Consider the following 23156-nt stretch of genomic DNA (forward strand, 5'->3'; position numbering starts at 1 on the left):
CATGCAGCCGGCGGGCGTCAGGGTCACTGAGTGATGTCAGTGACGGATGCGCGTGTGTCTTGGCGTTAGACGCCGAATGTGCGACATGTGCCTGGTCGTAGTGCCGTCAGGTGAATTGCCAATGGCGCGAAATGCATGTCACAGCCCCCGTTTTGTTCTTCATGTACCTGCTTGCCGCGCCGACGGGTGGTGGTCCCCCGCCCTGCCACGGGTGAGTCAGGTCCGTTTCGTTGGACGATACAGAGGTCCGACGGGGGTGGGTGTGACTCGTATCACTCCCTAACGGATTCGGCTGGAATTTGCCGTGCCGGTACTCCACCCGTGTGGGGGTTGACCGGTCGTGGGAAGCGGGGGGCGGAACGAAAGGCTCCGACCGGTGCGAAGAGGGGGCGAGATCAGGCCACTGAGCAGGGCGGATCGGCCGACTCCGGGTCGGCCCGGTGCGGTGCGAAGGGCTCGTCCGCGTCGGCCCGGTGCGGCATGAGGGGCTCGTCCGCGCCGGTGGCCGGCCGTGCCACCGCTGCCAGCAGATCCGGGGCCGGCCTGAGGTCGCTCACCCGCCAGTCGCCCGCACGCCGGCCCGTGCCGTGCGCTACGCGCGCCGCCGGTTCCCACGGCCGGACGCCCAGTGCGGCCAGGTCGCCCACGACCCCGGTGCCCACCGCCTTCAGAACGGCTTCCTTCCGCGTCCAGCAGCGCAGGTAGGCGAGCGAGCGGCGGGGGCCCGGGGGCTCGCCGAACACATAGGCGCGTTCGTCCCCGCCCAGGGTCGCCGGTGCGAGGACGTCCACGGGCATCGGCCGCACTCGCTCGATGTCGAGGCCCACCGGATGCCGCGGGGACAGCAGCAGGGCCGAGTAGCCCTCGCTGTGCGAGAGGCTGAGGTGCACCGTGCCGCACGGGAGCTCTGCCACCGGCGGGCCGTGACCGGTGTCACCGCAGCCGGGGCAGGGTTCCCGGGTCAGCCGTACGGCCCGGGCGGGCACCCCGGCGGCAGCGCCCACGATCCGCTTGGCCAGGGCCCGCGCCCAGACGAACCGGGTGCTGTGTGCCGGGAAGCGGAAGGCCGCGGCCCGCGCGTGCTCCGACGCGTCCAGCAACTCGGCGAAGCCCTCGGGCACCGGCGTGCCGTGCTGCCACCACCACAGTTCCACCTGCCCGGCCCCGGTCAGACGGGCAGGCGCCGCAGTCGGGCCGACAGGTGCTGCTGGAGCGGCTGCCCGACCGCCTCCACCTCCTGGACGACGGTCAGTTCGTCCTCGTGGAGCGTGAGGCGGCGCCGGGAGGCGGTGACCTCCTTCGCGCGCGGGGTGACGGCCATGTCCCGCGACGCCATCTCGATCTCGTTCCCCGAGATCCGGCCGACGTACGTGGTCACGATCCCGAGGGGGTGGGCGACCACCGCCTCGAGGTAACCGTCGGCACCGACCCGCCACCAGCCCGACTCGCGCCCCGACGGCCGCACCGGCCGGCCCCCGGCGTCGGTGAGCCAGGCGCGCGCCTCGTACCGCAGGAAGGGCCGGCCGTCATGGCTGAAGTTGATCTCCTGCGCATAGGAGAAACCGTCGGCCAGGGTGCCGTATCCACCGCTGCCGGACCCGCGCCAACTGCCGAGCAGGGCGAGGGCGGGCGTGATCCACGGATGCGGTTCCGGGCCCACGCCCGCGACCTGGCTGTCCGGGAAAGGGGTCTGCGCGCTGTCCAACTCTGCTCACTCCGCTGGGTCGGCCCGTACCGGTAGTACCGGAAATCAGATGTGCCCGTAATCAATAGTGCCCGGGGCAGTGTAGCGGAATGCGAGCCGATTTTCTGCGGAAGTCGCTCCTTTCTCGGCACATGAGAAACCAGGGGCTTGCCGGTGATCGTCGTTATTTCTCGGCCGCCGAGAAAGCGGACCGGATTTCTCACCGACCGAGAATGCGCAGGTGGCGGTCGTGGAAATAAATGATTGACGGAAGGTCGGGGCGTCTTGTTACGCTACTCGAGCCGGATTTTCATCCGGATCGTTGTTGGTTGACGGGGGGCTTTTCGTGTACGACGCCATTGTTGTAGGCGCGCGAATATCCGGCGCATCCACGGCTCTGCTGCTCGCGCGGCTCGGCCACCGGGTGCTGCTGGTCGACCGGGCGCGTTTTCCCAGCCCGACGTCGTCGTCCACGAACCTCATCCACCCCCCGGGCGTCCAGCGGCTCACGCAGTGGGGGGTTCTGGACCGGCTGGGCGACCCCACGATCCCGCGGATCGGCCGCTACCGCCTGGAAAGCGGCCCCGTCCGGCTCGAGGCCGGGCTGCCCGCCGTCGAGGGCGTGGACTACGCGCTGTCGCCGCCACGCGTGAAGCTGGACGAGGCCCTGGTGCGCTGCGCGGCTGACGCCGGTGCCGAAGTGCGCGAGGAGACCTCCGTCCAGGAACTGCTGCGCGACGCCGACGGCACCGTCGTCGGTGTCGCGGGCACGGTCAAGGGCTCGGGCCGCTTCCAGGAGAAGGCAACCGTCGTCATCGGCGCCGACGGCAAGAACTCCAAGGTGGCCCGGCTGGCCGGCGCCGAGCAGTACCGGTCCGAACCGGTGCTGAGCAAGAGTCTGTGGACGTACTGGGAGGGGCTGCCCCAGCCCCCGCTCGTCCGCACCTACCGCAAGAACCGCCGCCATCCCTTCACCTGGCCCACCCACGACGGGCTGTCCATCGTCGGAGTGGCCTGGCCCACGGCCGACTTCCCCTCGCCGGGCAGCGACGAGGCGACCGACCGGTCGGTCATCGCCGCCCTGGCCGACGTCGACCCGGAGTTCGCCGAAGAGGTCCGGGCGGGCCGGCGGGCCGGTCGCTGGCTCACCGGTTCCGTCCCCAACTTCCTGCGCAGGCCGCACGGTCCGGGCTGGGCCCTCGTCGGCGACGCCTCCGCCACCCGGGACCCCATCACCGCGTCCGGTATCACCCACGCCGTACTCGGTGCCGAACTCCTCGCCGAGGCCGTGCACCGGAGTCTGTCCGGCGGCCGTGCCATGCACCTGGAGCTGGCGGCGTACGCCCGCGCCCGGGACGCGCTCGTCCGGGACCACTACGACTACACCCGGGACTACGCGCGCATACTCGACCACTCGCTGGAGGAGCGGGCGCTCATCGAGGCGATGAGCCGCAGCCCCTGGCACGCGCGCGGCATGATCGGCCTGTTCGCCACGGTCGTCCCACCGACCGAGTTCTACTCCCGTCGTACCTTCCGCGAGCTGTTCGACTTCCTCGACGAAGAGGGCGGACTGCCGCGGAACATCCGCATGTTGCGCTGGCTGCTCCACGCCGTTCCCGGCCGGCCGGAGGCCACGGCCCGGCTCGCCGACCGACTGCTTGCGGCCCGGCTCGGCCTGATGGGCGAGCTGCTCCTGCGCAGCACGGCCGCCTGAGCCGCACCCCGGTACGACCCGGCCCTTCCCGCCCCCGACGACACGCACGCGCGTCCATGCCGTAGTGCGGCGCTCGGGGCGCAGCCCCGCGACACCTCGTTCTGGAGGAATCCCACCATGACCGGTACGCAGCAGTATGCCGGCCCTGTTCTTCTCTTCCCCGGCCAAGGCGGCTTCGACGGCGTCGCGCTCAGCCGCGCGGCCCACGGCTACCCGCAGGTGCGGGCCGTCTTCGCACAAATAGACTCCGTCACCCGTCAGATCCACGGACGGGACCTGTCCACGGCCCTGTTCCGCGACACACCGGTGGAACTGACCGAATTGCTCAAGGACGAGCCCTGGCTGTCCCAGCTCGCCATCTACGGGGCGGGCCTGGCGGCCCACCGCGTACTGACCGAGCACGGCGTACAGCCGTCCGCCCTGGTCGGCCACAGCCTCGGCGAGATCACGGCACTGGTGGCCGCGGGCGGCTACTCCGTCGAGGACGGCGCCCGGATCGTACTGCGCCGCACCGCCGCCATCGCCGGAGGGGACGCGGGCACCGGAGTGATGGTCGCGCTCACCGCCTCGCCCGCCCGCGCCCGGCACCTCATCGCACTCGTCGAGGACGACCGTCTCGCCGTCGCCACCGAGAACCACGCCGCCCAGACCGTGCTGAGCGGTCCCCGCGAGGCCATCGACCAGGTCAAGGCCATCGCCGAGCAGCTCAGGATCGGCTGCGCCGAACTGGACGCCGCGTTCGCGTTCCACAACCCCATGCTCGCCTCGGCGGCCCCCGACTTCGCGGCCGCCGTACGGGACCTGCCGCGCGGCCCGCTGAGCGTGCCCGTGTACTCGCCGATCCTGCAGCGCTTCTACGACCAGGACGAGAGCCTCGCCGACCGGCTCGCCGACCACTTCACGCTGCCGGTGCGGTTCTCCTCGGCCATCGCCCTCCTCCACGAGCGCGGTGCGAGCACCTTCGTGGAGGCCGGCGGACGTGCCACCCTCACGTCGCTGGTGCCCAAGGTCCTGGGCAGCCTTGACGACCTCACCGCACTGTCCACGCTGTCCGTGGGCCGCGCCAACACTCTGCGGCTGCCCGACACCCTGGCCGAGCTCCGGCGGGCGGGTCTGGCGGCCGGTGAGGAACTGGAGTCCCTGCGCCAGTACCTGGCCCCCGAGCTGACCGCCGCCGAGTTCTCCACCTTCTGGACCACGACCGGCCACGAGATCACCGCGCTGGTGAACCAGCGGCTGTCGGACTTCCGTACCGCCTCGCGCGAGGACGCGGCCGGCACGGCGGAGACCGGCGCCCAGCCGGCCGCCGGTGTGGCCGCCGTGGCCGGTGCGGCCGGTGCGGCCGGTCTGCCGGGCCGGGACGAGGTGTTCGCGACGGTGCGGGGGCTGTACGCGCAGGCCCTGGAGTACCCCGAGGAGGTGTTCACGCCGGGTGTGCTGCTGGAGGCGGAGCTGGGAGTGGACTCGGTGAAGCAGGTGGAGCTGCTGTCGCGGGCGTCGGAGCACTTCGGGCTCCCGCCGCGGGGCGCGGACTTCCGGCTGGCGGACTACGAGACGCTCGACAAGATCGCCGATCTCGTCCACGGCGAACTCGGCACCGTGAGCGGTGCCGTGCGGGCCGGTACGGCGGAGGCGGGCGCCCAGCCTGCCGCCGGTGTGGCCGGTGCGGCCGGTCTGCCGGGTCGGGACGAGGTGTTCGCGACGGTGCGGGGGCTGTACGCGCAGGCCCTGGAGTACCCCGAGGAGGTGTTCACGCCGGGTGTGCTGCTGGAGGCGGAGCTGGGAGTGGACTCGGTGAAGCAGGTGGAGCTGCTGTCGCGGGCGTCGGAGCACTTCGGGCTCCCGCCGCGGGGCGCGGACTTCCGGCTGGCGGACTACGAGACGCTCGACAAGATCGCCGACCTCATCCACCGCGAACTGAGCGGTCACCGGCTCCAGGGCGCTGCGGCGTGAGCGGGCGGACCGGGGGGACCACGTCCATGCAGGACCTGACCGGCAAGATCGCACTCGTCACGGGCGGCGCGCGCAACGTGGGCAGGGCCATCGCGGCCACCCTCGCCGACCACGGCGCCCACGTCCTCGTCAACTACTTCCACTCGCACGAGCAGGCCAAGCAGACGCAGCGCGAACTGCGGGCGCGGGGCGCCCGGGTGGACCTGCTCCGCGCCTCCGTGGCCCGCCCCGAGCAGGTCGACCGGATGTTCGCCGAGATCGAGGAGCGGTTCGGCCGGCTCGACATCCTTGTCAACAACGCGGCCGACGGGGCGCTCGTCCCCGGCTCCGAGGTCACCGACGCCCATCTCGACAAGGCCCTCGACACCAATCTCAAGGGCGGTCTGCGCTGCGCCCGGGCGGCCGTCCCGCTGATGCGGCGGGCCGGCGGCGGTTCCATCGTGAACATCTCCGCCCTGGGCGGCTCCCAGCTCGTCATGGCGAACTACCTGGCCTGCGCACCCGCGAAGGCTGCGGTCGAGGCCGCCGCACGCTACCTGGCGGTGGAGTTCGCGCCCTTCAACATCCGGGTGAACACCGCCTCGGCGGCGATGCTCGTCAGCGAGGTCGCCGACGCCTTCCCCGACGCCGGGGCGATGCAGGCCGCCATCGCGGCGAGCACGCCGCTCGGACGCCTGGGCACGCCCGAGGAGTTCGCCGAGATCGTCGCCTTCCTCGCCTCCGACCGGGCCGGCTGGATCACCGGCCAGGTCGTGCTGGCCGACGGGGGACTGTCCCTGGGCGCACCGCTGCTCTCGCCGCTCGCGACCACGCCGGCCGCACTCGCGGCACCCGGGGCAGCCACCGCCGGCACCGCCGGCACCGCCGGCACCACCGGCACGGGGACGGCGGTCACGGCCGCGGTGGCGTCGACCGCGGAGGCGGCGGCAGCCTCGGCCGTGCAGGCCGAGGCGGAGGCGGAGGCGGTCGCGGAGGGCGTGCCGTCCGTGACCGCACCCGCCCCGACCGTGCCTGCCCCGACGGCACCCGCCCCGACCGTGCCTGCCCCGACGGCACCCGCCCCGACCGTGCCCGTCCCGACGGCACCCGCCCCGACCGTGCCTGCCGGGCCGGCACCCGTCGCGCCCCTGTCCGCCGCCCTCGCCCCGCCGGAGGCGGACGCGGACATCGCCGAGGACGACGAGATAGCCGTCGTCGGCATGGGGCTCGTGGTCAGCGGTGCCGACAGCCCCGAGGCGTTCTGGCAGCTGCGCACCACCGGCCGTGAGCTGTTCATCGAGGTGCCCGAGGACCGCTGGGACCGGAGCCGGTTCTCCTCGCCCGACCGGTCGGCCGAGGACAAGTCCTACCAGGACACCTGCGTGTTCATCACGGACTTCGAGCCGGGCCACGCCGTCCTCGACGGCCTGTCGCAGTCCCCGGACGAGACCGAGCTGACCACGCTGTGGCTGCGCCACTCGCTGGTCCAGGCCCTGGACGGGGTACACGTCGGCGACGACGACCGCTTCTCCTTCCACGTGGGTTACACCGCCGACGGCAGCCAGCACCTGGAGGAGGCGGGCGTCCTGCACGCCGCCCGGCACCTCACCGCGGACATCGCCGCCGACCTGGACCTCACGGAGGAGGCACGCACCCGCCTCGTGGGCCGCGTCGACAAGGTCCTGTCCGGCCGCTACCACCGGGGCGCCACCGACGCACCGCGGTTCCTGCCGCACCAGGTGGGCCACACCGCGATGGCGGGCATCCTGCCGGACGGCACCCAGCTCCAGATGGTCGACACGGCCTGCTCCTCCTCGCTGTACGCCATCGACATCGGCATCAAGGGCCTGCTGATGGGCAAGCAGGACATCGCGGTGTGCGGCGGCGCCTTCGCGCTGGCCCCGCGCGGGACCGTGCTGTTCTCCAAGCTCAAGGGCCTGTCCCAGCGCGGTGCGGTGCACGCGCTGGACGCCGAGGCGGACGGCGTGATCTTCGCCGACGGCGCCGGAGTCGTCGTACTGAAGCGGCTCGGCCGGGCCAGGGCCGACGGGGACCGCGTCCTGGGCGTGCTCAAGGCGTTCGGGTCCTCCTCGGACGGCAAGGGCAAGGCGATCTACGCGCCCAGCTCCACCGGGCAGAACCTGGCGGTGGAACGGGCCCTGGAGGCCGGCGGCATCGACGGGGCCGAGGTGGACTGGATCAACGCCCACGCCACCGGTACCCCGGCCGGCGACCTCGCGGAGTTCACCACGCTCCGGGAGCACTACGGCAACACCCGGTCCACCGCTGTGACCTCCAACAAGTCGCTGATCGGACACACCGGTTGGGCCGCGGGCGTGGTCTCGCTCATCGAGTCGGTGCTCGCGCTGGAAGGGGAGACGATTCCCGGCCAGTACCGCTTCTCCACCGCCCCAGGGGTCTTCGAACTGGACCGCACGCGGCTGGAGATCTCCTCCAGCCCGCGGCCGTGGCCGGCCGTCCCCGGCCGGGCGCGCACGGCGGCGATCTCCGGCTTCGGGTTCGGCGGCACCAACGCGCACCTGATCGTCACCGAGGAGACGGCGGCCGAGCAGACGGCGGCCGAGCAGACCGACGGCCGTGCCGCCGGGAGGGCGGAGCACCGTACGGCGGCCGTGGCCCGGCCCGACTCCGACCGCATCGCGGTGGTGGGATGGTCGGTCAAGCTGCCGGGAGTCGAGGACCGTGACCAGGTCCTGCAGTGGCTCTCCGGTGCCCGGGACATCGAGCGGAGCTTCGGGGAGCAGTACCCGGCGCCGCCGTTCCAGCAGGTACGGATGCCTCCGGCCACGGTACGGACCATCGACCGCTGCCAGTTGATGATCCTGGCCTGCGCCCACGACCTACGTGACCAGCTGGGCGACTTCTGGCAGCGGCACACCGAGCGCACCGGCGTCGTGGTCGGCCACATGGGACCCACCCGGGCCGCGATGCTCTACGCCAACCGCTGCTACCTCGACGACATCGAGCACGCCCTGCGCCAGGACCCCGAACTCGCCGGCACCGCGCAGCTCTCACCGCTGCTGGAGCGGATGCGCGAACGCGTCCGCTCACTGGTTCCGCCGTCGAACGAGGACAGCTTCCCGGGGATGATGCCCAACATCATCTCGGCCCGCGTGGCGAACTACTTCGACCTCAAGGGCCCGAACATCACGGTGGACGCGGGACTCGCCTCGACCGTGGCGGCGTTCGCGACGGCCGTCCGCTATCTGCGCAGCGGCGAGCTGGACTTCGTGCTCGCGGGCGGCATCAACGGCAACAGCCTGCCCGAACTCGGGGGCCTGCTCAGCGATGTCTTCGAGGAGCCGGTGCGACCGGCCGAGGGAGCCTTCCTGTTCGGGCTGACCACCGAGCGCGCCGCCCGGGAGGCCGGCCTGCGCGTCCTCGGCATCGTCGACGAGGCCGAGGTCCGCGACGCGGGCACCGGCGAGGCGGCACCGGACATCCTCGACTGCGGCTCGCGCGGCGGCTACGGCCACTACCTGGGCGCCGCCGGCGGAGCGCAGATCCTGCGCGCCCTGCAGCGGACCGGCACCACCCGCATCCACTGCCGGGAGAACGGCCACGACCGGGCCACCCAGCTCGTCGTCTCCGCCGGAGACGCGGCACAGGACCCGCGGGGCTCCGGCCCCGGACGGACCGAGGCCGCCGTGACCGGGGCCGTCGCCGACCTGGTCGAGCGGTACGCCGTCACGCTCACCCCGGCACCCGCCGCACCCCGCCACCCGGTGCCCGCCGCGGTGCCCGACGGCGCACTGATCCTCACCGACCGGCCCGGTCTCGCCGAGCGCCTCGCCCGGCATGCCACGGGCTGCACCGTGTTCAGCACCACCCCCGTCACGGGCGAGCGACCCGCGGTCCGGCAGGTGACCAGCACTCCCGAGGACGTGCGCTCGGCCCTGGAGGCGCTGGGCCGGCCGGTGCGCCATGTCGTCCTGGTCACGGACCTGACCGAGTCCGCGCCGCCGCGCACCGCGCTCACCGCGGACCACCCCGGCCTGACCGCCCTGCACGACCTGGCCTTCCTCGTCGTACAGCAGCGCTACGCCGACCTCGGTGAGGCGCCCGCCTCCGTGGTGTTCGCCCTGCTCGGCGCCGAGCCGCAGGGCACCGCCCACCCGCTGGCCGGGCTCTTCACCGGTCTGCTGAAGTGCGTGCGCCTGGAACGCCCGGACGCGGACTGCTTCGCCCTGCTGACCGCCACCGGCGACGTGCGGGCCGCGGCGGAACTGATCGCGGCCGAGCGTGCCTGCGAGCGGCCGTTCCCGGTCGTCCACCGCGACGGCGACCGGCGCCGGCTGCCCACCCTGACCGCACGGCCGGCCACCGCCGCCACGGACGGCTCCGCCCCGCTGGACGGGGACTCCGTGGTGGTCGCCCTGGGCGGGGCCCGCGGCATCACCGCCGAGCTGCTCACGGCGGTCGCCGAGCGGTACGGCAGCCGCATCTACGCGCTGGGCAGCAATCCGGTCGACAGCTATCCGGCCGCGACCTTCGAGGGCACGGACGAGGAGTTCGCGGCCACCCGGGCCCGGTACATCCGCGAGCAGCTCACCGCGGGCGGCCGCACCGTCGCCGAGATCAACAGGAACTTCGACCGCATGGCCGACGCGCGTGCCGCCCGGCGGAACCTGGACCGGATGGCCCGGCACAGCGGGGCGGGGCGGGTGACCTACCTGCACTGCGACGCACGGGACGAGGAGTCGGTGCGCCGCGCCCTCGACACCGTCCATGCCGCGCACGGCCGGATCGACCTGCTGGTCAACGCACCCGGCCTGAACCGCTCCGCGCTCATCCAGGACAAGGACTTCGGCGAGTTCCGGCGCATCCGCGACCTCAAGCTGGCCGCGCACCGCAACCTGCACCGCGCGCTCGCCGGCCGTCCGCCGCGCCTGTGGTGCGACTTCGGGTCGCTGCTCGGCCACTTCGGGCAGCGCGGCGAGCCGGACTACGCGTCCGGCAACGACTACCTGGCCACGGCCGCCGCCTACGCCGCGAGGGCGACCGGAGTCGCGGAGTTCGTCATCGGCTGGACCCTCTGGGACGAGGTCGGGATGGGCGCCAACGAGCTGACCCGCGAGTACTTCAAGCGTGCGGGCTCCTACAGCCACATGCCGGTCGCCGAAGGCATCCGGCACTTCCTGGCCGAACTCGGCACCGCCGACCGCACCGCCTCGCTCGTGCACATGGGGGCGGCGGAACGGGCCACGGTGGAGTCGTTCTACCCCGGCTACCTCGCCGGGCGGCCGGCAGTCGCCGCCGCACCGCAGGCCCCGGCCGGCGGGGACTCGACGACCGTCCCCCGGACCTCGGCCAAGGAGCCGGGCGGCCCCGCCCGTGGCCGGTTCTATCTGCGCCGTACGGTCCCGGCGGACACCGGCGACGGCACGGGCACCGTGCGCTTCGAGTGCCCCTTCGACCTGGACAGCGACGGCTATCTCACCGGGCACCTGGTGCGCGGAGTGCCGACGCTGCCCGGCACCTTCGTCACGGAGATCGCCGCCGAGGCAGCCCTGGCCCTCGTACCGGACGGCTGCGTGGTCGCCTTCGAGGACCTGCGCTTCCTGCACTTCCTCCAGGTCCGCGAGGGCGTCTCCCAGGCGCCCAAGCGGATCACGGCCCGGATCACCGAGCGGGTCGGCGACCTGACCACCGTGGAGGTCTCCGTCACCCACGACGTGATCGCCCCGTCCGGAGTGCTGCTGGTGTCCGGCAAACCGCACTTCACCGTGCGGGTGCTGGTCGCCGGCGCCTTCCCCACGGCGCCCAAGTGGCAGCGGTGGGACGGCGAGGGGGAGCAGCCCGTCGTGGACCCGTACCACGTGCCGTCGGCCCCCGTCCTGCTGAGCGGACCGTTCCGGGCCACCACCGACACCCGGCGCCACCGGCTGGGCGCCCGCTCCGTGTTCCGGCCGGAGCTGGACCCCGTCACCGGCCCCTGGCGGCAGTTCCTGATGCCGACCGTGCTGCTGGACGCCCTGGCGCGGACCGGGGTGCTGGACCCGGTGGACGGGCTCGTCCCGGTCGCCGCCCCGCTGTCCGTCCGGCGCATCGACCTCTACCAGAGCGCCAACGACCTGGAACTGGCGCAGACCCACGGAGCGCTGGACCTCTACGTCACGCAGCCCGGGTTCTCGGCCGCGCCGCGGTCCGGCAACCGGTTCGTCGCCGTCGCCCCCGGCGGTCACGTCGTGGCCCAGATGAAGGACCTGGACGCCACGGTGATCGGGTACCTCGACCCGGAGACCGGCGAGGTGCGTCCGCCCGCGCAGGGCCCGGCCGGGGCGGGAGGGCGTACCGCATGACCACGCTCACGGACCTCCCGCTCCTCGACGGCCACGCCGGAGGCCGGTCGGCGTCGGCGTCGGCGTCCGCCGCCGCCGCCGACGGCGCCGGCGGAGCCGACACCACGACGCGTCCGGTGCGTCGCATGCTGTGGCGGCTGACGCCCGCCCCGGCCCCCGACAGCCCCGGTGGCCTCGCCGGCCGACGGGTGCTCGTCCTGGGCGGCACCCCGGACGACGCGGAGCGGGTGCGTGGCGAACTGCGCGCCCGGGGCGCGACCGTGCTGCCCGGCCCCTCGGCCGACGCCGGCCCGGTGCCCGACACCCTGGTCGACCTGACGCTCGCCGAGCGGTTCTCGGCCGACGCCGGAGCCGGCCGGTGGCGTACGGCACTGCTGCGCACCTTCGACGCGTTGCGGCACTGCTACGCGCAGTGGAGCCGGGAGACCTCGGCGCAGCGGCTCACCTACCTCGCCGTCACCTATCACGGCGGCGGCATGGGATACCACCCCGACGACGACCTCGCCCAGCCGCTCGGCGGGCTGTGGGCGGGCCTGGCCAAGACGCTGCACCGGGAGCTGCCCAACTGCCGGGTACGGGTCCTCGACATCGCCCTCGACGAACGCGGGGGTCTGCCCGGGCTGGTGGGCGACGAGCTGGGCCGCCCGGGCCTGAGCGAGATCGGGATCCGGGACGGACGGCGCTGGACCCTGACCCCGGACGCCGTACGGGCCGGCCCGCCGGCCCTGCGCCTCGGTCCGGACGACACCGTGCTGATCAGTGGCGGAGGCCGCGGCATCGGCATGGCGCTGGCCCGGCGGCTGTGCGCCGAGTTCGGGCTGCGGGTGGTGGTGACCGGACGCGGGCGGCTGCCCGACGAGGACACCTGGGACGACCACACCCCTGAGCGGCTCACCGAGCGCCGGGCCGAGCTGTGGGACGGGCACCGGCAGGGGCGCGGCGTGGCCGACATCCGCCGCGACATCGGGCACGCCGAGAGCACCTGGGAACTCGTCGGTCATCTGCGCTCCGCCCGCGCCGAGGGCCTGCGCCTGGACTACCGGCAGTGCGACTTCACCGATCCCGGCCAGGTGCAGGCGCTCGTCGCCGGGGTGCCCGGCCTGACCGTCGTGGTGCACAACGCGGGCGTGGACCGGCCGACCCGGCTGCCCAACAAGTCCGACGACGACGTGGCCGCCGTGGTCGCGACCAAGGTCGACTCCTTCGTCCACCTGGTGCGGGCCCTGGACGACCGGCCGCTGAAGCTGCTGTGCACGGTGGGCTCGCTCACCGGGCGGCTCGGCGGCATGGTCGGCCAGTTCGACTACGCGGCCGCCAACGAGTGCCTGGCCCGGCTGGGCCTGTGGGCCCAACGGCGGCTGTCGTACCCGGTGATGACGCTGGCCTGGCCGACCTGGGCCCGGGTGGGGCTGATCTCCAACTTCGAGGCGAGCCTGCGCTACATGGCGGCCCTCGACCTGTCCGAGGGCCTGGACCACTGGCAGGCGGAGCTGCTCGCCGGCAGCCGCGGCGAGATCACCTTCGTCGGTCCGCTGGGCCGTGCGCTGGACCCGGTGCAGGCCGTCGGCTACCCGGTGCCACCCTCCCTGCCCGGTTACGCCGAGACCTACCCCAAGGTCTTCCACCTGGGCGAACCGGAGGTGTTCCAGCCGCACGAACGCCTCTGCGGCGTCGTCACGTTCGATCCCGCGACGAGCCCGGCGATCGGCGACTTCACCGTGCACGGCTCGCCCGCCGTGCCGCTCGGCATGCTGCTGGAGAGCGCCGTGCGCGGTGCGGAGTGGGTGACCCCCGCGGAACTGCCCGACCACGCCCTGCACGCCGTGGAGGACCTGCGCGTCCCGTGGAGCCTGCTGCGCTGTGCGGACGGCGGGCCGCTCCGGTTGCGCCGGGACATCCGGGCGCGGCAGAGCACGGACGGCCGCTGGCGGGTGGATGTCACCTTCCACGGCACGGGGCCTGGCGGCACGACGGCGGCGGGCGCCGACGACGCGGCCGGCGCGCGCCTGCGGCTGGTCTTCGGCGCACCCGGCGCGGCAGCCGCCGCACAGGACACCGCGACCCCGCCGCGACGCCCGCCGGCCGGGCGGGGCGCCGACGCCGTCGGCACCACCCTGCTCACCGCCGCGCCCGTGCTCCGCTGGCACGGGGTGGTGGTGCCGGTGGTGCGCTGGCGACCGGAAGGACCGCACCGGATCGTCGCCGAGGCGGGCCGCTGCACGGCACCCGACCTCTGGGTGGTGCCGCAGCCGCCCGCGTGCCTGGTGCCGGTCGCCGCGCTCGAGAACATCGTCCGCGCGGTCACCGAGCGCGCCCCCGGACTGTCCGTCACCCACGAGCCACTGACGATCCGTCACCTCTCCTTTCCGGCGGTCGACGCGACCGCCGGCGGACGCGTCCGGCTCGAAGGAGACCCGGCACTCGGTGTCTGGCGTGCCCGGCACGCGGACACCGGCCAGACCGTGGTCCGCATCCGCGGGCTCGCGGCCAACCGCATCTGACCGCAACCGCAACCGCAGCCGCAGCCGCAGCCGCAGCCGCAGCCGACCGCGACTGCGACGCGGCCGACCGAACCGAACGCACCGAGGAGTTCACGACATGAGCGACACCGCGCCCGTCAGCGCCAACCGCAAGCTGCTTGAGCACTACTACGAGGAGTGCCTGAACAAGGGCAACCTCGACGCCGTCTACGACAAGGCCATCCCCGACCACATCAGCCACGGCACCCGCGCCGACGGCTTCGAGGGCGTGGAGCACCTCAGGGAGTGGGTCCGCATCCAGCGCGCCTCCTTCCCCGACCTGCACGTCGTCGTCGACGAGTGGATCGAGGAGGGCGACAAGGTCGTGCAGCGGTTCACCGCCCGCGGCACCCACTCCGGCGAGGACTACTACGGCATCCCGGCCAGCGGGCGGAAGTTCGAGGTCCCCGGGATCGTCATCGACCACTTCGTCGACGGCAAGATCGTCGAGAGCTGGTTCTCGATGGACGGCATGGACCTCGCCCAGCAGCTCGGCGCGCTGGGCTGACCCGTGCGGAGCCGGCCCACGGCTCCGCCCACCGGCCCGGACGGCCGGGGGCGTTCCCGTCGATGCCCGCCCCCGGCCGTCCGGTACCACCTCGTGCGCACACCGGCACATCCAGCGCACCGGCACATCCAGCACACCAGCACACCCGGCACACCAGCACACCCATCCGTACCCATCAAGCCCCCAGGAAGGGGAAGGCACCATGGCACAGCGCTCGACCGCCCTCGTCACCGGGTGCTCGTCGGGGATCGGACGGGCCACCGCCCTGCGCCTGCACGCCGCCGGCCACCGCGTCTACGCCACCGCCAGGAAGCCGGAGACGCTCGACGGCCTCGCCGCGCGCGGCCTGCACACCCTGGCCCTCGACGTCACCGACCCCGAGTCCGCCAAGGCCGCGGTCGAGACCGTCGAGGCCGAGCACGGCGCGGTGGACGTCCTCGTCAACAACGCCGGATACGGACTGTCCGGCACCTTCGAGGAGACCCCGCTGGAGCAGGTGCGCGACCAGTTCGAGACCAACGTCTTCGGCCTGGTCCGGCTCACCCAGCTGGTGCTGCCCGGCATGCGCGCCCGCGGGACCGGCACCGTCGTCAACGTGTCCTCCATCTTCGGGCGGTACGCGGCCCCGGGCGGTGGCTACTACCACGCGAGCAAGCACGCCGTCGAAGCCCTCAGCGACGCACTCCGGCTGGAGGTGGCGGGCTTCGGCATCCGGGTCGTCCTCGTCGAACCCGGACCCGTGCGCACCCCCTGGGGCCAGCGGTTCATGGACCACATCCCGGACGGACGGGCCCGCGCCGACTCCCCCTACCGCCGCTTCCACGAACGGACCGCGGCCTACTACGACGCCATCTACAACGGCACCCGCCGAACGCTCGCCGGCACGTTCGCCATCGAGGCCGAGCAGGTGGCCGACACCATCGTCCGGGCCGTCCGGTCCCGCTCGCCGCGCTCGCGCTATCCGGTCGGCTTCCTCGCCGCCAGCACCATCGCGCTGCGCCGGCTGACCCCGGACCGGATCTTCGACAACGCGTTCATACGGCGCCAGTTCCCGGTCCCGTGAGCGGCAGGCCCGACAGCTTCCCCGGCGAACCAACGAGGTGACGAGAGACATGACCACCCTGGCACCGACCCCTGCGACCGTCCCGCGCGGCACGGTCGCCCCCGGTCCGCGGGGCGTACCCCTGCTGGGCAACCTGCCCCAGTGGAAGTCGGACACCGCCCAGTTCCTGCTGCGCACCCAGCGCGACCACGGAGAGGTCGCCCGCATGCGCCTCGGCCCGTACACCGTGCACCTGGTGACGGATCCCGACGCCGTGGGACGGGTCCTGAAGGAGAACAGCGGCAACTACACGCGCGGCGTCCTCTACGAGCAGTTCCGGCTCGTCATGGGCGACGGGCTGCTCACCACCGACGGCGACTACTGGAAGGCGCACCGGCGCGCGGTCCAGCCGGTGTTCCTGCGCAAGGCGGTCACCGCCATCGGCCCCAACGTGGTGCGCGCCACCCAGGAGATGCTCGACGACTGGGAGCTGCGCGCCCGTCGGGGCGAGCCCGTCGACCTGGTCACCGAGACCCTGCGCCTGACCCTCGTCACGCTCAGCCGCTCGCTGTTCGGCTACGACATCCGGCCCGCCGCTCCGGTCCTGAAGGACATCGTCGACAACGTGATCGAGGTGATGTTCAAGCACGGCTCGGCCGGCGAGATGCTGCCCTCCTGGCTGCCGACCAAGCGCAACCGGCTCATCGCCCGCGACCGGCGGATCTTCACCCGGCTCGTCACCGAGATCCGCGACAACCACGCGGCCACCGGGGAGGGGCCGCTGATGGAACTCATCGAGGCCGCCACCGACCCGGTCACCGGCGCCCGCTGGACCGACGACGAGATCCGCGACGAGATGCTCACCATCTACCTCGCCGGTCACGAGACCACCGCCGTCGCCCTGCTGTGGACGCTGGTCTCCATCGCCAACCACCCGTCCGTCGCCGAGGAACTCGACGACGAGCTCAGCCGCGTGCTGGGCGGCGCCGAGCCCACCCCCGAGGACGTGGAGCGGCTGCCGTACACCGGCCAGGTCGTCGACGAGAGCCTGCGGATGTACCCGCCGATCTGGATCTACCCCCGGGACGCCGTGGCCGACGACGAGCTGGGCGGCTTCCACATCCCCGGCGGCTCCTCCGTGCTGCTCTCGCCCCTGGTCTCCCACCGCAACCCCCGCTACTGGGACAACCCCGAGGCCTTCGACCCGCACCGCTTCGACCCGGACCGGGTCAAGGAGCGGCCCCGGATGACCTACTTCCCGTTCGGCGCGGGCGCGCGCATGTGCATCGGCAACTTCATGGCCCTGCTGGAACTGCGGATGATCACTGCGATGATCCACCAGCGGTTCCGGCTGCAGCTGGTGCCCGGCGACTTCCTGCGCTACGGCGACACCTCCATCTCCCTGCGCCCGATGACCAAGGTGCTCGCCCTTCCCGAACCGCGCGAGGCGGGAGCCCGGGCATGACCACGGCCACCGACCCGCCGCCCGCCGCACGTGCGACCACCTCCCGGACGGGCGACGTCACCGCCGCGGTGGAGGCCGCCCGCCGCGCCCAGCCCGGCTGGGACGCGCTCGGCTTCGCCGGGCGGCGCAAGGCCCTCAACGCCTGGTGCGCGCTGATCCTGCGCCGCTCGGACGAGCTCGTCGACCTCATCCGCGCCGAGACCGGCAAGACGGCGGACGACGCCCGTCTCGAAGTGGTCCTCGTCGCCCACCACCTGCGCTGGACCGCCGCCCACGCCGCCCGGGTCCTCGGCCGCCGCGGGGTCTCGCCCGGCCTGCTGATGTTCAACCACGCGGTCGAGGTGACCCACCGGCCGCTCGGCGTCGTCGGCGTCATCGGCCCCTGGAACTACCCGGCGTTCATCCCCATCGGCCCCGTCTCGGCCGCCCTCGCCGGCGGCAACACCGTCGTGCTGAAGCCCAGCGAGCTGACCCCGAGGACCGGCGAGTGGCTCATGGCCACCCTGGCCGAGGTCACCGGCGGGACCCGGGTGCTGCACGTCGTCACGGGCGACGGGACGACCGGCGAGGCGCTGTGCCGGGCCGCCGTCGACAAGATCTCCTTCACCGGCTCCAGCGCCACCGGACGCCGTGTCATGGCGGCCTGCGCCGACAACCTGACACCGGTGGTGATCGAGGGCGGCGGCAAGGACGCCATGGTCGTCGCCGCCGACGCCGACCTCGACGCCGCCGCCGACGCCGCGGTCTGGGCGGCGATGACCAACGCCGGGCAGACCTGTGTCGGCCTGGAACGCGTCTACGTCGTCGATGCCGTCGCCGACCGCTTCCTGGGCCTGGTCACCGAGCGTGCGGCGGCCCTGCGCACCGGCGACGGCCCCGAGGCCGACCTCGGCCGGATCGTGCTGCCCCGGCAACTCGACGTCATCGCCGCCCATGTCGGCGACGCGCTGGCCCGCGGCGCCCGCGCGGTTCTCGGCGGCCCCCAGTCCATCACCCCGCCGTACGTCGCCCCGATCGTCCTCGCCGACGTACCGGAGGACTCGGCGGCCGTCACCGACGAGACCTTCGGACCGGTGCTCGTGGTGAACCGGGTGGCCTCCGTGGAGGACGCCGTGGAGCGCGCCAACGCCAGTGGCTACGGACTGGGCGCCTCCGTCTTCACCCGCGACCGGAGCCGAGGCCGCAGCGTCGCCGCCCGGCTGCGGGCCGGCATGGTGTCCGTCAACGCCGTGATCGCCTTCGCCGGAATGCCCGCCGTCCCCTTCGGCGGGGTCGGCGAGTCCGGTTTCGGCCGGGTCCACGGCCCGGACGGGCTGCGCGAGTTCACCCGTACCCAGGCCGTCACCAGCCAGCGGTTCCGGCCGCTGATGCAACCCACCTCCTTCCGCCGACGCCCGGGGACGATGCCGGCCCTGGTGCGCATGGTGCGCACCCTCTACGGCCGGTGACGCCGCTCCCGGCCACCCGCGCCGGCGGCCCCCGCGTACCCGCCCCCAAAGGAGCACGCAGAACATGACCACCACCCTGACCACCGGGCTGGCCCGGCTCGCCGACCAGGCATCCCGGGCCCACCCCTACCCCCTCCTGGAGGAGTTGCGGGAGGCGTCCCCCTTCACCGACCCCGCCAGTGGCATCGTCGTCGTGGGCCGGCGCGCGGACTGCGAGACCGTGCTGCGCAGCCCCCGGGTCAGCAGCAACCGGCTGGGCGCCGGGATCACCAAGGTGCCCCAGCAGCCCAACCTGATGAACCTGGACGCGCCGGACCACACCCGGCTGCGCCGGCTCGCCGGAAAGGCGTTCAAGCCGCGGGTCATCGAACGCTGGCGGCCCCGCGTCCAGGCCATCGTGCGCGAACTGCTCGCGGACATCGCCGCGAGCGGCGCCGACAGCGTGGACATGGTCTCCGACTTCGCCTACCCGCTGCCCGTCCGGGTGATCTGCGAGATGCTCGGCGTGCCCCGGGAGGACCACCCGGTGTTCGAGAAGTGGGCGCACTCCATCGCCTTCACGATCGACCCGCAGCTGGTCCCCGGCGAGTTGACCACCGAGGTCGAACGGAACGTCGACGAGGCCCGTGCCGGCTTCGTCGGCTACTTCTCCCGGCTGATCGAGGAGCGCAAGCGGGAGCCCCGCGCCGACATCCTGTCCGAGCTGATCGCCGCCGAGGAGGAGGGCGACCATCTCGGCGAACGGGACCTGATCCTCACCTGCGTCCTGCTGCTGGTCGCCGGCCACGAGACCACCGCCAACCTGATCCTCAACGGCCTCCTCGCGCTGCTGCGCCGGCCCGACCAGCTGCGGCTGCTGCGCGAGCGGCCCGAACTGGCCGAGGCCGCCGTGGAGGAGGTCCTGCGCTACGACGCCCCGACCCAGATGGTCACCCGGATCGCACGGGAGCCGTTCACCCTGGGCGACCACGAGGTGGCCGCCGGACAGCCGCTGCTGTTGCTGCTGGCCGCCGCGAACCGGGACCCCCGGCAGCACCACGAGGCGGACAGCTTCGACATCACCCGGGGCGATCCGGGACACCTGGGCTTCGCCGCCGGACCGCACTTCTGCCTCGGCTCGGTGCTGGCCCGCATGGAGGGCGCCGTCGCTCTCGACGCCTTCGCCCAGGCGTTCGTCGAGCCGCGGCTGGACGAGGCGTCGCTGCACTACCGGCCGCACGTGTCCGTACGGGGCCCCGACCGTCTGCGGATCACCTTCCAGGACATCCGGCTGGACACGCTGCCCGCCGCCGGTACCGCCGGTGAGAGCGAGGTCGGACATGGCTGAGCGGCAATGGGAGGTGACCGTCGATCCTGCACGGTGCGTCGGCTCCGGTGTGTGCGTGGCCGTGGCGGCCGAGCACTTCGCGGTGCGCGACCGCCGGTCGCGGGCGGTCCGGCCCGTCACCGAACCCGACGACGCGGTGCTGGACGCCGCCGAGACCTGCCCCATGGAGGCCATCACGGTCCGGGAGGCCGGCTCCGGCACCCTGCTCGCCCCGGTGGAATGACCGTGCCCGGGGCGGTCGGGCCGGGTGACCTCGTCACGGTGACCCACCGGCCGCACCCGCTCGTGGGCCGGCGGCTGCTGGTGCGCGCGGTGCGCGGCGGGAGTGCCGAGAAACTCCTCTGTGAACGCCCCGGCGGAGGGCTGGTGACCATCCTGCGGTCCTGGACGGACCGGGCGCCCGGAGCCCGGCCCGTCCAGCACCGCGAGCCCCGCGGCGAGGTCCGCCGTGAGCCGCGCCCCGGGACACGCGCCGGAGACGGCGGCGCGGCCTTCCAGGTCTCCGACACCGCGCTGCGCCGGCTGCGCGCCTCGCTGGCGCTGTCGGTGGAACGCTTCGTCGGCCTGGACACCGCGCAATCCACCACCGTCGCCGCGATTCCGCGACCGTCACCGCGGCATTTCTCGGCGGGTGAGAAAGCCGGAGCGGATTTCTCACCCTGTGAGAAAGGGCGGAAGAAACTGAGCTGAGGGCGGATTGACGGGCCCTCAGAAGGTATTGCTACGCTGCTCGGACCGAGTTTTCGGGTCGGGGGGCCGGAGGATATTCCGGCAAGGAGAGCGAGAATCACCCCGACCCATGGGAGTCGTACACATGACGAAAAGGCCTGCCGCCCTCCTTCGAGGCTGCGGGAAACTGCTCCTCGGCATGGAGTGGGACCCCGTGCTGGGGCGTGCGGCCGTAGTGCACCTGATCAGCGGCGCCTCTTTCTCCACTTTCTGGAGTTACGCCGGTGTCTGGGCCATCGAGGCATTGGGTGCCACCACCGGCCAGGTGGGCGTCATGTTTCTCCTCAGCGCCGTCCTCAGCCCGCCCGCGGCCTGGCTGGGCGGCTTCGTGTCCGACGCGGTGGGCCGCCGCAGTGTGCTGGTGGCGAGCACCGGCGTCCAGTCCCTGCTGATCCTCTGCCTGTGCTTCATCGGACACAGCGCGGCCTGGGGCATCGCCCTGGTCGTCCTGGCCGGGGTGGTGTGGGCACCAGGACGCTCCGCCGTCAACGCCATCGTCGCGGACGTGATCCCTCCGGAACGCCGGGACCAGGCGTACGCCGGCCTGCGCACCGCCAACAACCTCGGTGTCGTCGTCGGCCCCCCGCTGGCCGCGCTGTTGCTGTTCCTGGGTGACTGGACCGCGTTCCTGCTCGGTATCACCCTGCTCGGCGGCCTCACCTGCGGGCTCGCCGTCCGGCTGCTGCCGCGTGACCGGGCCCGCGCCCACCGCGGCGGCACCGCCGCGCAGACCGTGCGCGTGGTGCTGACGGACGGGCCCCTCCTGCTGCTGCTGTCGGCGACACTCCTCGGATTCATGGTCTACATGTCCTTCGAGACGGTGCTGCCGGTCATCGCCGTCACGTCGTTCGGGTTCGCGCCCGAGACCTGGGGCCTGCTGTACGCCATGAATCCCGTGGTGGTGCTGCTCTTCCAGATGCGCCTGACCCGCTGGACCCGGAACTGGCCGGCCTCGGTCACGCTGAGCGTCGGCGTGCTGCTGATGGGGCCGCCGTTCCTGCTCTTCCTGATCTCCCATCACATCGCGGCCGTGGTGCTGGTGGTACTCGTCTTCGCTTTCGGCGAGATGCTCTGGGTGCCCACCATGCAGGCCACCGTCGCCCGCCTGGCGCCGCCCCACATGCACGGGGCCTACCTCGGCGGCTACACCAGCAGCCAGCTGCTGGCCTGGATGATCGCGCCGCTCACCGGGCTGCGCCTGGAGGAGGCCCTCGGGGACCGCGCCATCTGGGTCTTCTTCACCGCGCTGTCGGCCGTCAGCGTCGCGGCCGGACTCGCGGCGGTCCGCCGCGGGCGCCCCACCGCGGCGGACGGCCGTACCGGCGACCGCCGCGACGCGGCGGAGCCCGTCCACCCCGACCCCTCCCCGGAGAGAACCCCGTGAGCCACGAACCACGCGCCGTCAGCTGGACCGGTACCGCCCTGTCCCTCATCGACCAGACGGCCCTGCCGCAAACCCTCCGGCGCCTGGACATCCGTGACGTCGACGCACTGATCGACGCGATCGTCCGGCTCGCCGTGCGCGGGGCTCCCGCCATCGGGGCGGCCGGTGCCTACGGTGTCGCCCTGGCCGTGGCGCAGGCCCGCCGGGAGAACTGGACCGACGGCCGGCTGGCCGACGCCGTCGCCCGCCTGCGCGCCGCCCGCCCCACCGCGGTGAACCTCGCCGTCTGCGTGGACCGGGCCGCCGGGCGGATCCCGGAGGGGCTGGACGCCGTACTCGCCGAGGCCGACGCGATCACGCGCCAGGACCTGGCGGCCAACCGGGCCATGGCCGAGGCCGGCGCCGACTGGCTGCTCAAGCGGGTGGCCGCCGACCGGCCGCTGCGCGTCCTCACCCACTGCAACACCGGTGCGCTCGCCACCGCGGGCATCGGCACCGCGCTCGGCGTCATCCGCGAGCTGCACGGGCGGGGGCTGATCGAGACCGTGTACGTCGACGAGACACGCCCCCTGCTGCAGGGGGCGCGGCTCACGGCGTGGGAGCTGGCGCAGGAGGGCATCGCGCACAAGGTCCAGGCGGACGCGGCGGCCGCGGCCACCGTGGTCGGCGGGCTGGTCGACGCCGCGATCGTCGGCGCCGACCGGATCACCCGCAACGGCGACACCGCCAACAAGACGGGCACCCTGGGCATAGCCCTCGCCTGTGCCCACGCGGGAGTTCCCTTCATGGTGGCCGCGCCCGTCAGCACGGTGGACCTCACCACCGCCACGGGCGCCTCGATCCCCATCGAGCAACGCGGGGAGGAGGAGGTGCTGAACCTCATAGGCGGCGGCATCACGGCCCCGGACGGCACCCGGACCCGCGCTCACAACCCGGCGTTCGACGTCACCCCCGGCACCCTGATCACCGCACTGGTGTCGGAACGAGGGGTCCTCGAGGTCTCGTCGGGTCAACTGCCCGGGGACCACTGGAGCTGACACCGGGCTCTGCGTCCGGCTCGCCCCGGAGAGCCGGACGCAGA

The 23156-nt window shown here is 73.2% G+C and carries 15 protein-coding genes; 13 read left to right on the top strand and 2 right to left on the bottom strand.

Annotation, left to right across the window (positions count from 1 at the left end; genetic code table 11):
• Positions 1–395: 395 nt before the first annotated feature.
• Complete coding sequence (locus AB0B40_RS29480) at positions 396–1154, bottom strand: 4'-phosphopantetheinyl transferase superfamily protein (protein ID WP_345052622.1); 759 nt, start codon at positions 1152–1154, stop codon at positions 396–398.
• A 14-nt stretch (positions 1155–1168) separates the two neighbouring features.
• Complete coding sequence (locus tag AB0B40_RS29485) at positions 1169–1705, bottom strand: FABP family protein (protein ID WP_345052624.1); 537 nt, start codon at positions 1703–1705, stop codon at positions 1169–1171.
• 325 nt (positions 1706–2030) lie between these two features.
• Between AB0B40_RS29485 and AB0B40_RS29490 the strand changes: the two genes are divergently transcribed.
• The 13 genes from AB0B40_RS29490 to mtnA all read left to right on the top strand — a co-directional run bounded on the left by AB0B40_RS29490 (position 2031) and on the right by mtnA (position 23112).
• Complete coding sequence (locus tag AB0B40_RS29490) at positions 2031–3398, top strand: NAD(P)/FAD-dependent oxidoreductase (RefSeq protein WP_362266473.1); 1368 nt, start codon at positions 2031–2033, stop codon at positions 3396–3398.
• A 117-nt stretch (positions 3399–3515) separates the two neighbouring features.
• Complete coding sequence (locus tag AB0B40_RS29495; RefSeq protein ID WP_362266475.1) at positions 3516–5351, top strand: acyltransferase domain-containing protein; 1836 nt, start codon at positions 3516–3518, stop codon at positions 5349–5351.
• A gap of 26 nt (positions 5352–5377) precedes the next feature.
• On the top strand, positions 5378–11653 hold the full coding sequence (locus AB0B40_RS29500; protein ID WP_362266477.1) for an SDR family oxidoreductase: 6276 nt from the start codon (positions 5378–5380) through the stop codon (positions 11651–11653).
• The gene (locus AB0B40_RS29505) at positions 11650–14154 is read left to right on the top strand and encodes a KR domain-containing protein (protein WP_362266479.1); all 2505 of its coding nucleotides are present in this window, start codon (positions 11650–11652) and stop codon (positions 14152–14154) included. The genes AB0B40_RS29500 and AB0B40_RS29505 overlap by 4 nt, the downstream gene beginning before the upstream one ends.
• Before the next feature lie 97 nt (positions 14155–14251).
• Entirely contained in the window at positions 14252–14680 is a 429-nt protein-coding gene (locus AB0B40_RS29510) for an ester cyclase (RefSeq protein ID WP_345052633.1), read from the top strand.
• Between the two features lie 202 nt (positions 14681–14882).
• Positions 14883–15743 (top strand): oxidoreductase, encoded by an 861-nt coding sequence (locus tag AB0B40_RS29515; protein WP_362266483.1) that lies wholly within the window; start codon positions 14883–14885, stop codon positions 15741–15743.
• A gap of 49 nt (positions 15744–15792) precedes the next feature.
• Positions 15793–17187, top strand: coding sequence for a cytochrome P450 (locus AB0B40_RS29520; RefSeq protein WP_345052637.1), 1395 nt, complete (start codon positions 15793–15795; stop codon positions 17185–17187).
• On the top strand, positions 17184–18635 hold the full coding sequence (locus AB0B40_RS29525; protein ID WP_362266486.1) for an aldehyde dehydrogenase family protein: 1452 nt from the start codon (positions 17184–17186) through the stop codon (positions 18633–18635). Before AB0B40_RS29520 ends, AB0B40_RS29525 begins: the two co-directional genes overlap by 4 nt.
• 64 nt (positions 18636–18699) lie before the next feature.
• Positions 18700–19962: a cytochrome P450 gene (locus tag AB0B40_RS29530; RefSeq protein WP_345052642.1), complete on the top strand. Its 1263-nt coding sequence runs from the start codon at positions 18700–18702 to the stop codon at positions 19960–19962.
• Positions 19955–20185, top strand: a complete 231-nt coding sequence (locus tag AB0B40_RS29535; RefSeq protein ID WP_345052645.1) for a ferredoxin — start codon at positions 19955–19957, stop codon at positions 20183–20185. Before AB0B40_RS29530 ends, AB0B40_RS29535 begins: the two co-directional genes overlap by 8 nt.
• 2 nt (positions 20186–20187) lie before the next feature.
• On the top strand, positions 20188–20652 hold the full coding sequence (locus AB0B40_RS29540) for a hypothetical protein (protein ID WP_345052648.1): 465 nt from the start codon (positions 20188–20190) through the stop codon (positions 20650–20652).
• A 124-nt stretch (positions 20653–20776) separates the two neighbouring features.
• The gene (locus AB0B40_RS29545; RefSeq protein WP_345052650.1) at positions 20777–22075 is read left to right on the top strand and encodes an MFS transporter; all 1299 of its coding nucleotides are present in this window, start codon (positions 20777–20779) and stop codon (positions 22073–22075) included.
• Positions 22072–23112: an S-methyl-5-thioribose-1-phosphate isomerase gene (gene mtnA / locus AB0B40_RS29550; protein ID WP_345052652.1), complete on the top strand. Its 1041-nt coding sequence runs from the start codon at positions 22072–22074 to the stop codon at positions 23110–23112. Before AB0B40_RS29545 ends, mtnA begins: the two co-directional genes overlap by 4 nt.
• The last annotated feature ends 44 nt before the right edge of the window (positions 23113–23156 follow it).

This window comes from Streptomyces sp. NPDC042638 (genome assembly GCF_040647235.1).
GTDB lineage: Bacteria > Actinomycetota > Actinomycetes > Streptomycetales > Streptomycetaceae > Streptomyces > Streptomyces rameus.

Coding starts and splice junctions, on each gene's coding strand:
- AB0B40_RS29495 (WP_362266475.1), top strand. CDS start 3,516: ATGACCGGTACGCAGCAGTATGCCGGCCCTGTTCTTCTCTTCCCCGGC.
- AB0B40_RS29500 (WP_362266477.1), top strand. CDS start 5,378: ATGCAGGACCTGACCGGCAAGATCGCACTCGTCACGGGCGGCGCGCGC.
- AB0B40_RS29505 (WP_362266479.1), top strand. CDS start 11,650: ATGACCACGCTCACGGACCTCCCGCTCCTCGACGGCCACGCCGGAGGC.
- AB0B40_RS29510 (WP_345052633.1), top strand. CDS start 14,252: ATGAGCGACACCGCGCCCGTCAGCGCCAACCGCAAGCTGCTTGAGCAC.
- AB0B40_RS29515 (WP_362266483.1), top strand. CDS start 14,883: ATGGCACAGCGCTCGACCGCCCTCGTCACCGGGTGCTCGTCGGGGATC.
- AB0B40_RS29520 (WP_345052637.1), top strand. CDS start 15,793: ATGACCACCCTGGCACCGACCCCTGCGACCGTCCCGCGCGGCACGGTC.
- AB0B40_RS29525 (WP_362266486.1), top strand. CDS start 17,184: ATGACCACGGCCACCGACCCGCCGCCCGCCGCACGTGCGACCACCTCC.
- AB0B40_RS29530 (WP_345052642.1), top strand. CDS start 18,700: ATGACCACCACCCTGACCACCGGGCTGGCCCGGCTCGCCGACCAGGCA.
- AB0B40_RS29535 (WP_345052645.1), top strand. CDS start 19,955: ATGGCTGAGCGGCAATGGGAGGTGACCGTCGATCCTGCACGGTGCGTC.
- AB0B40_RS29545 (WP_345052650.1), top strand. CDS start 20,777: ATGACGAAAAGGCCTGCCGCCCTCCTTCGAGGCTGCGGGAAACTGCTC.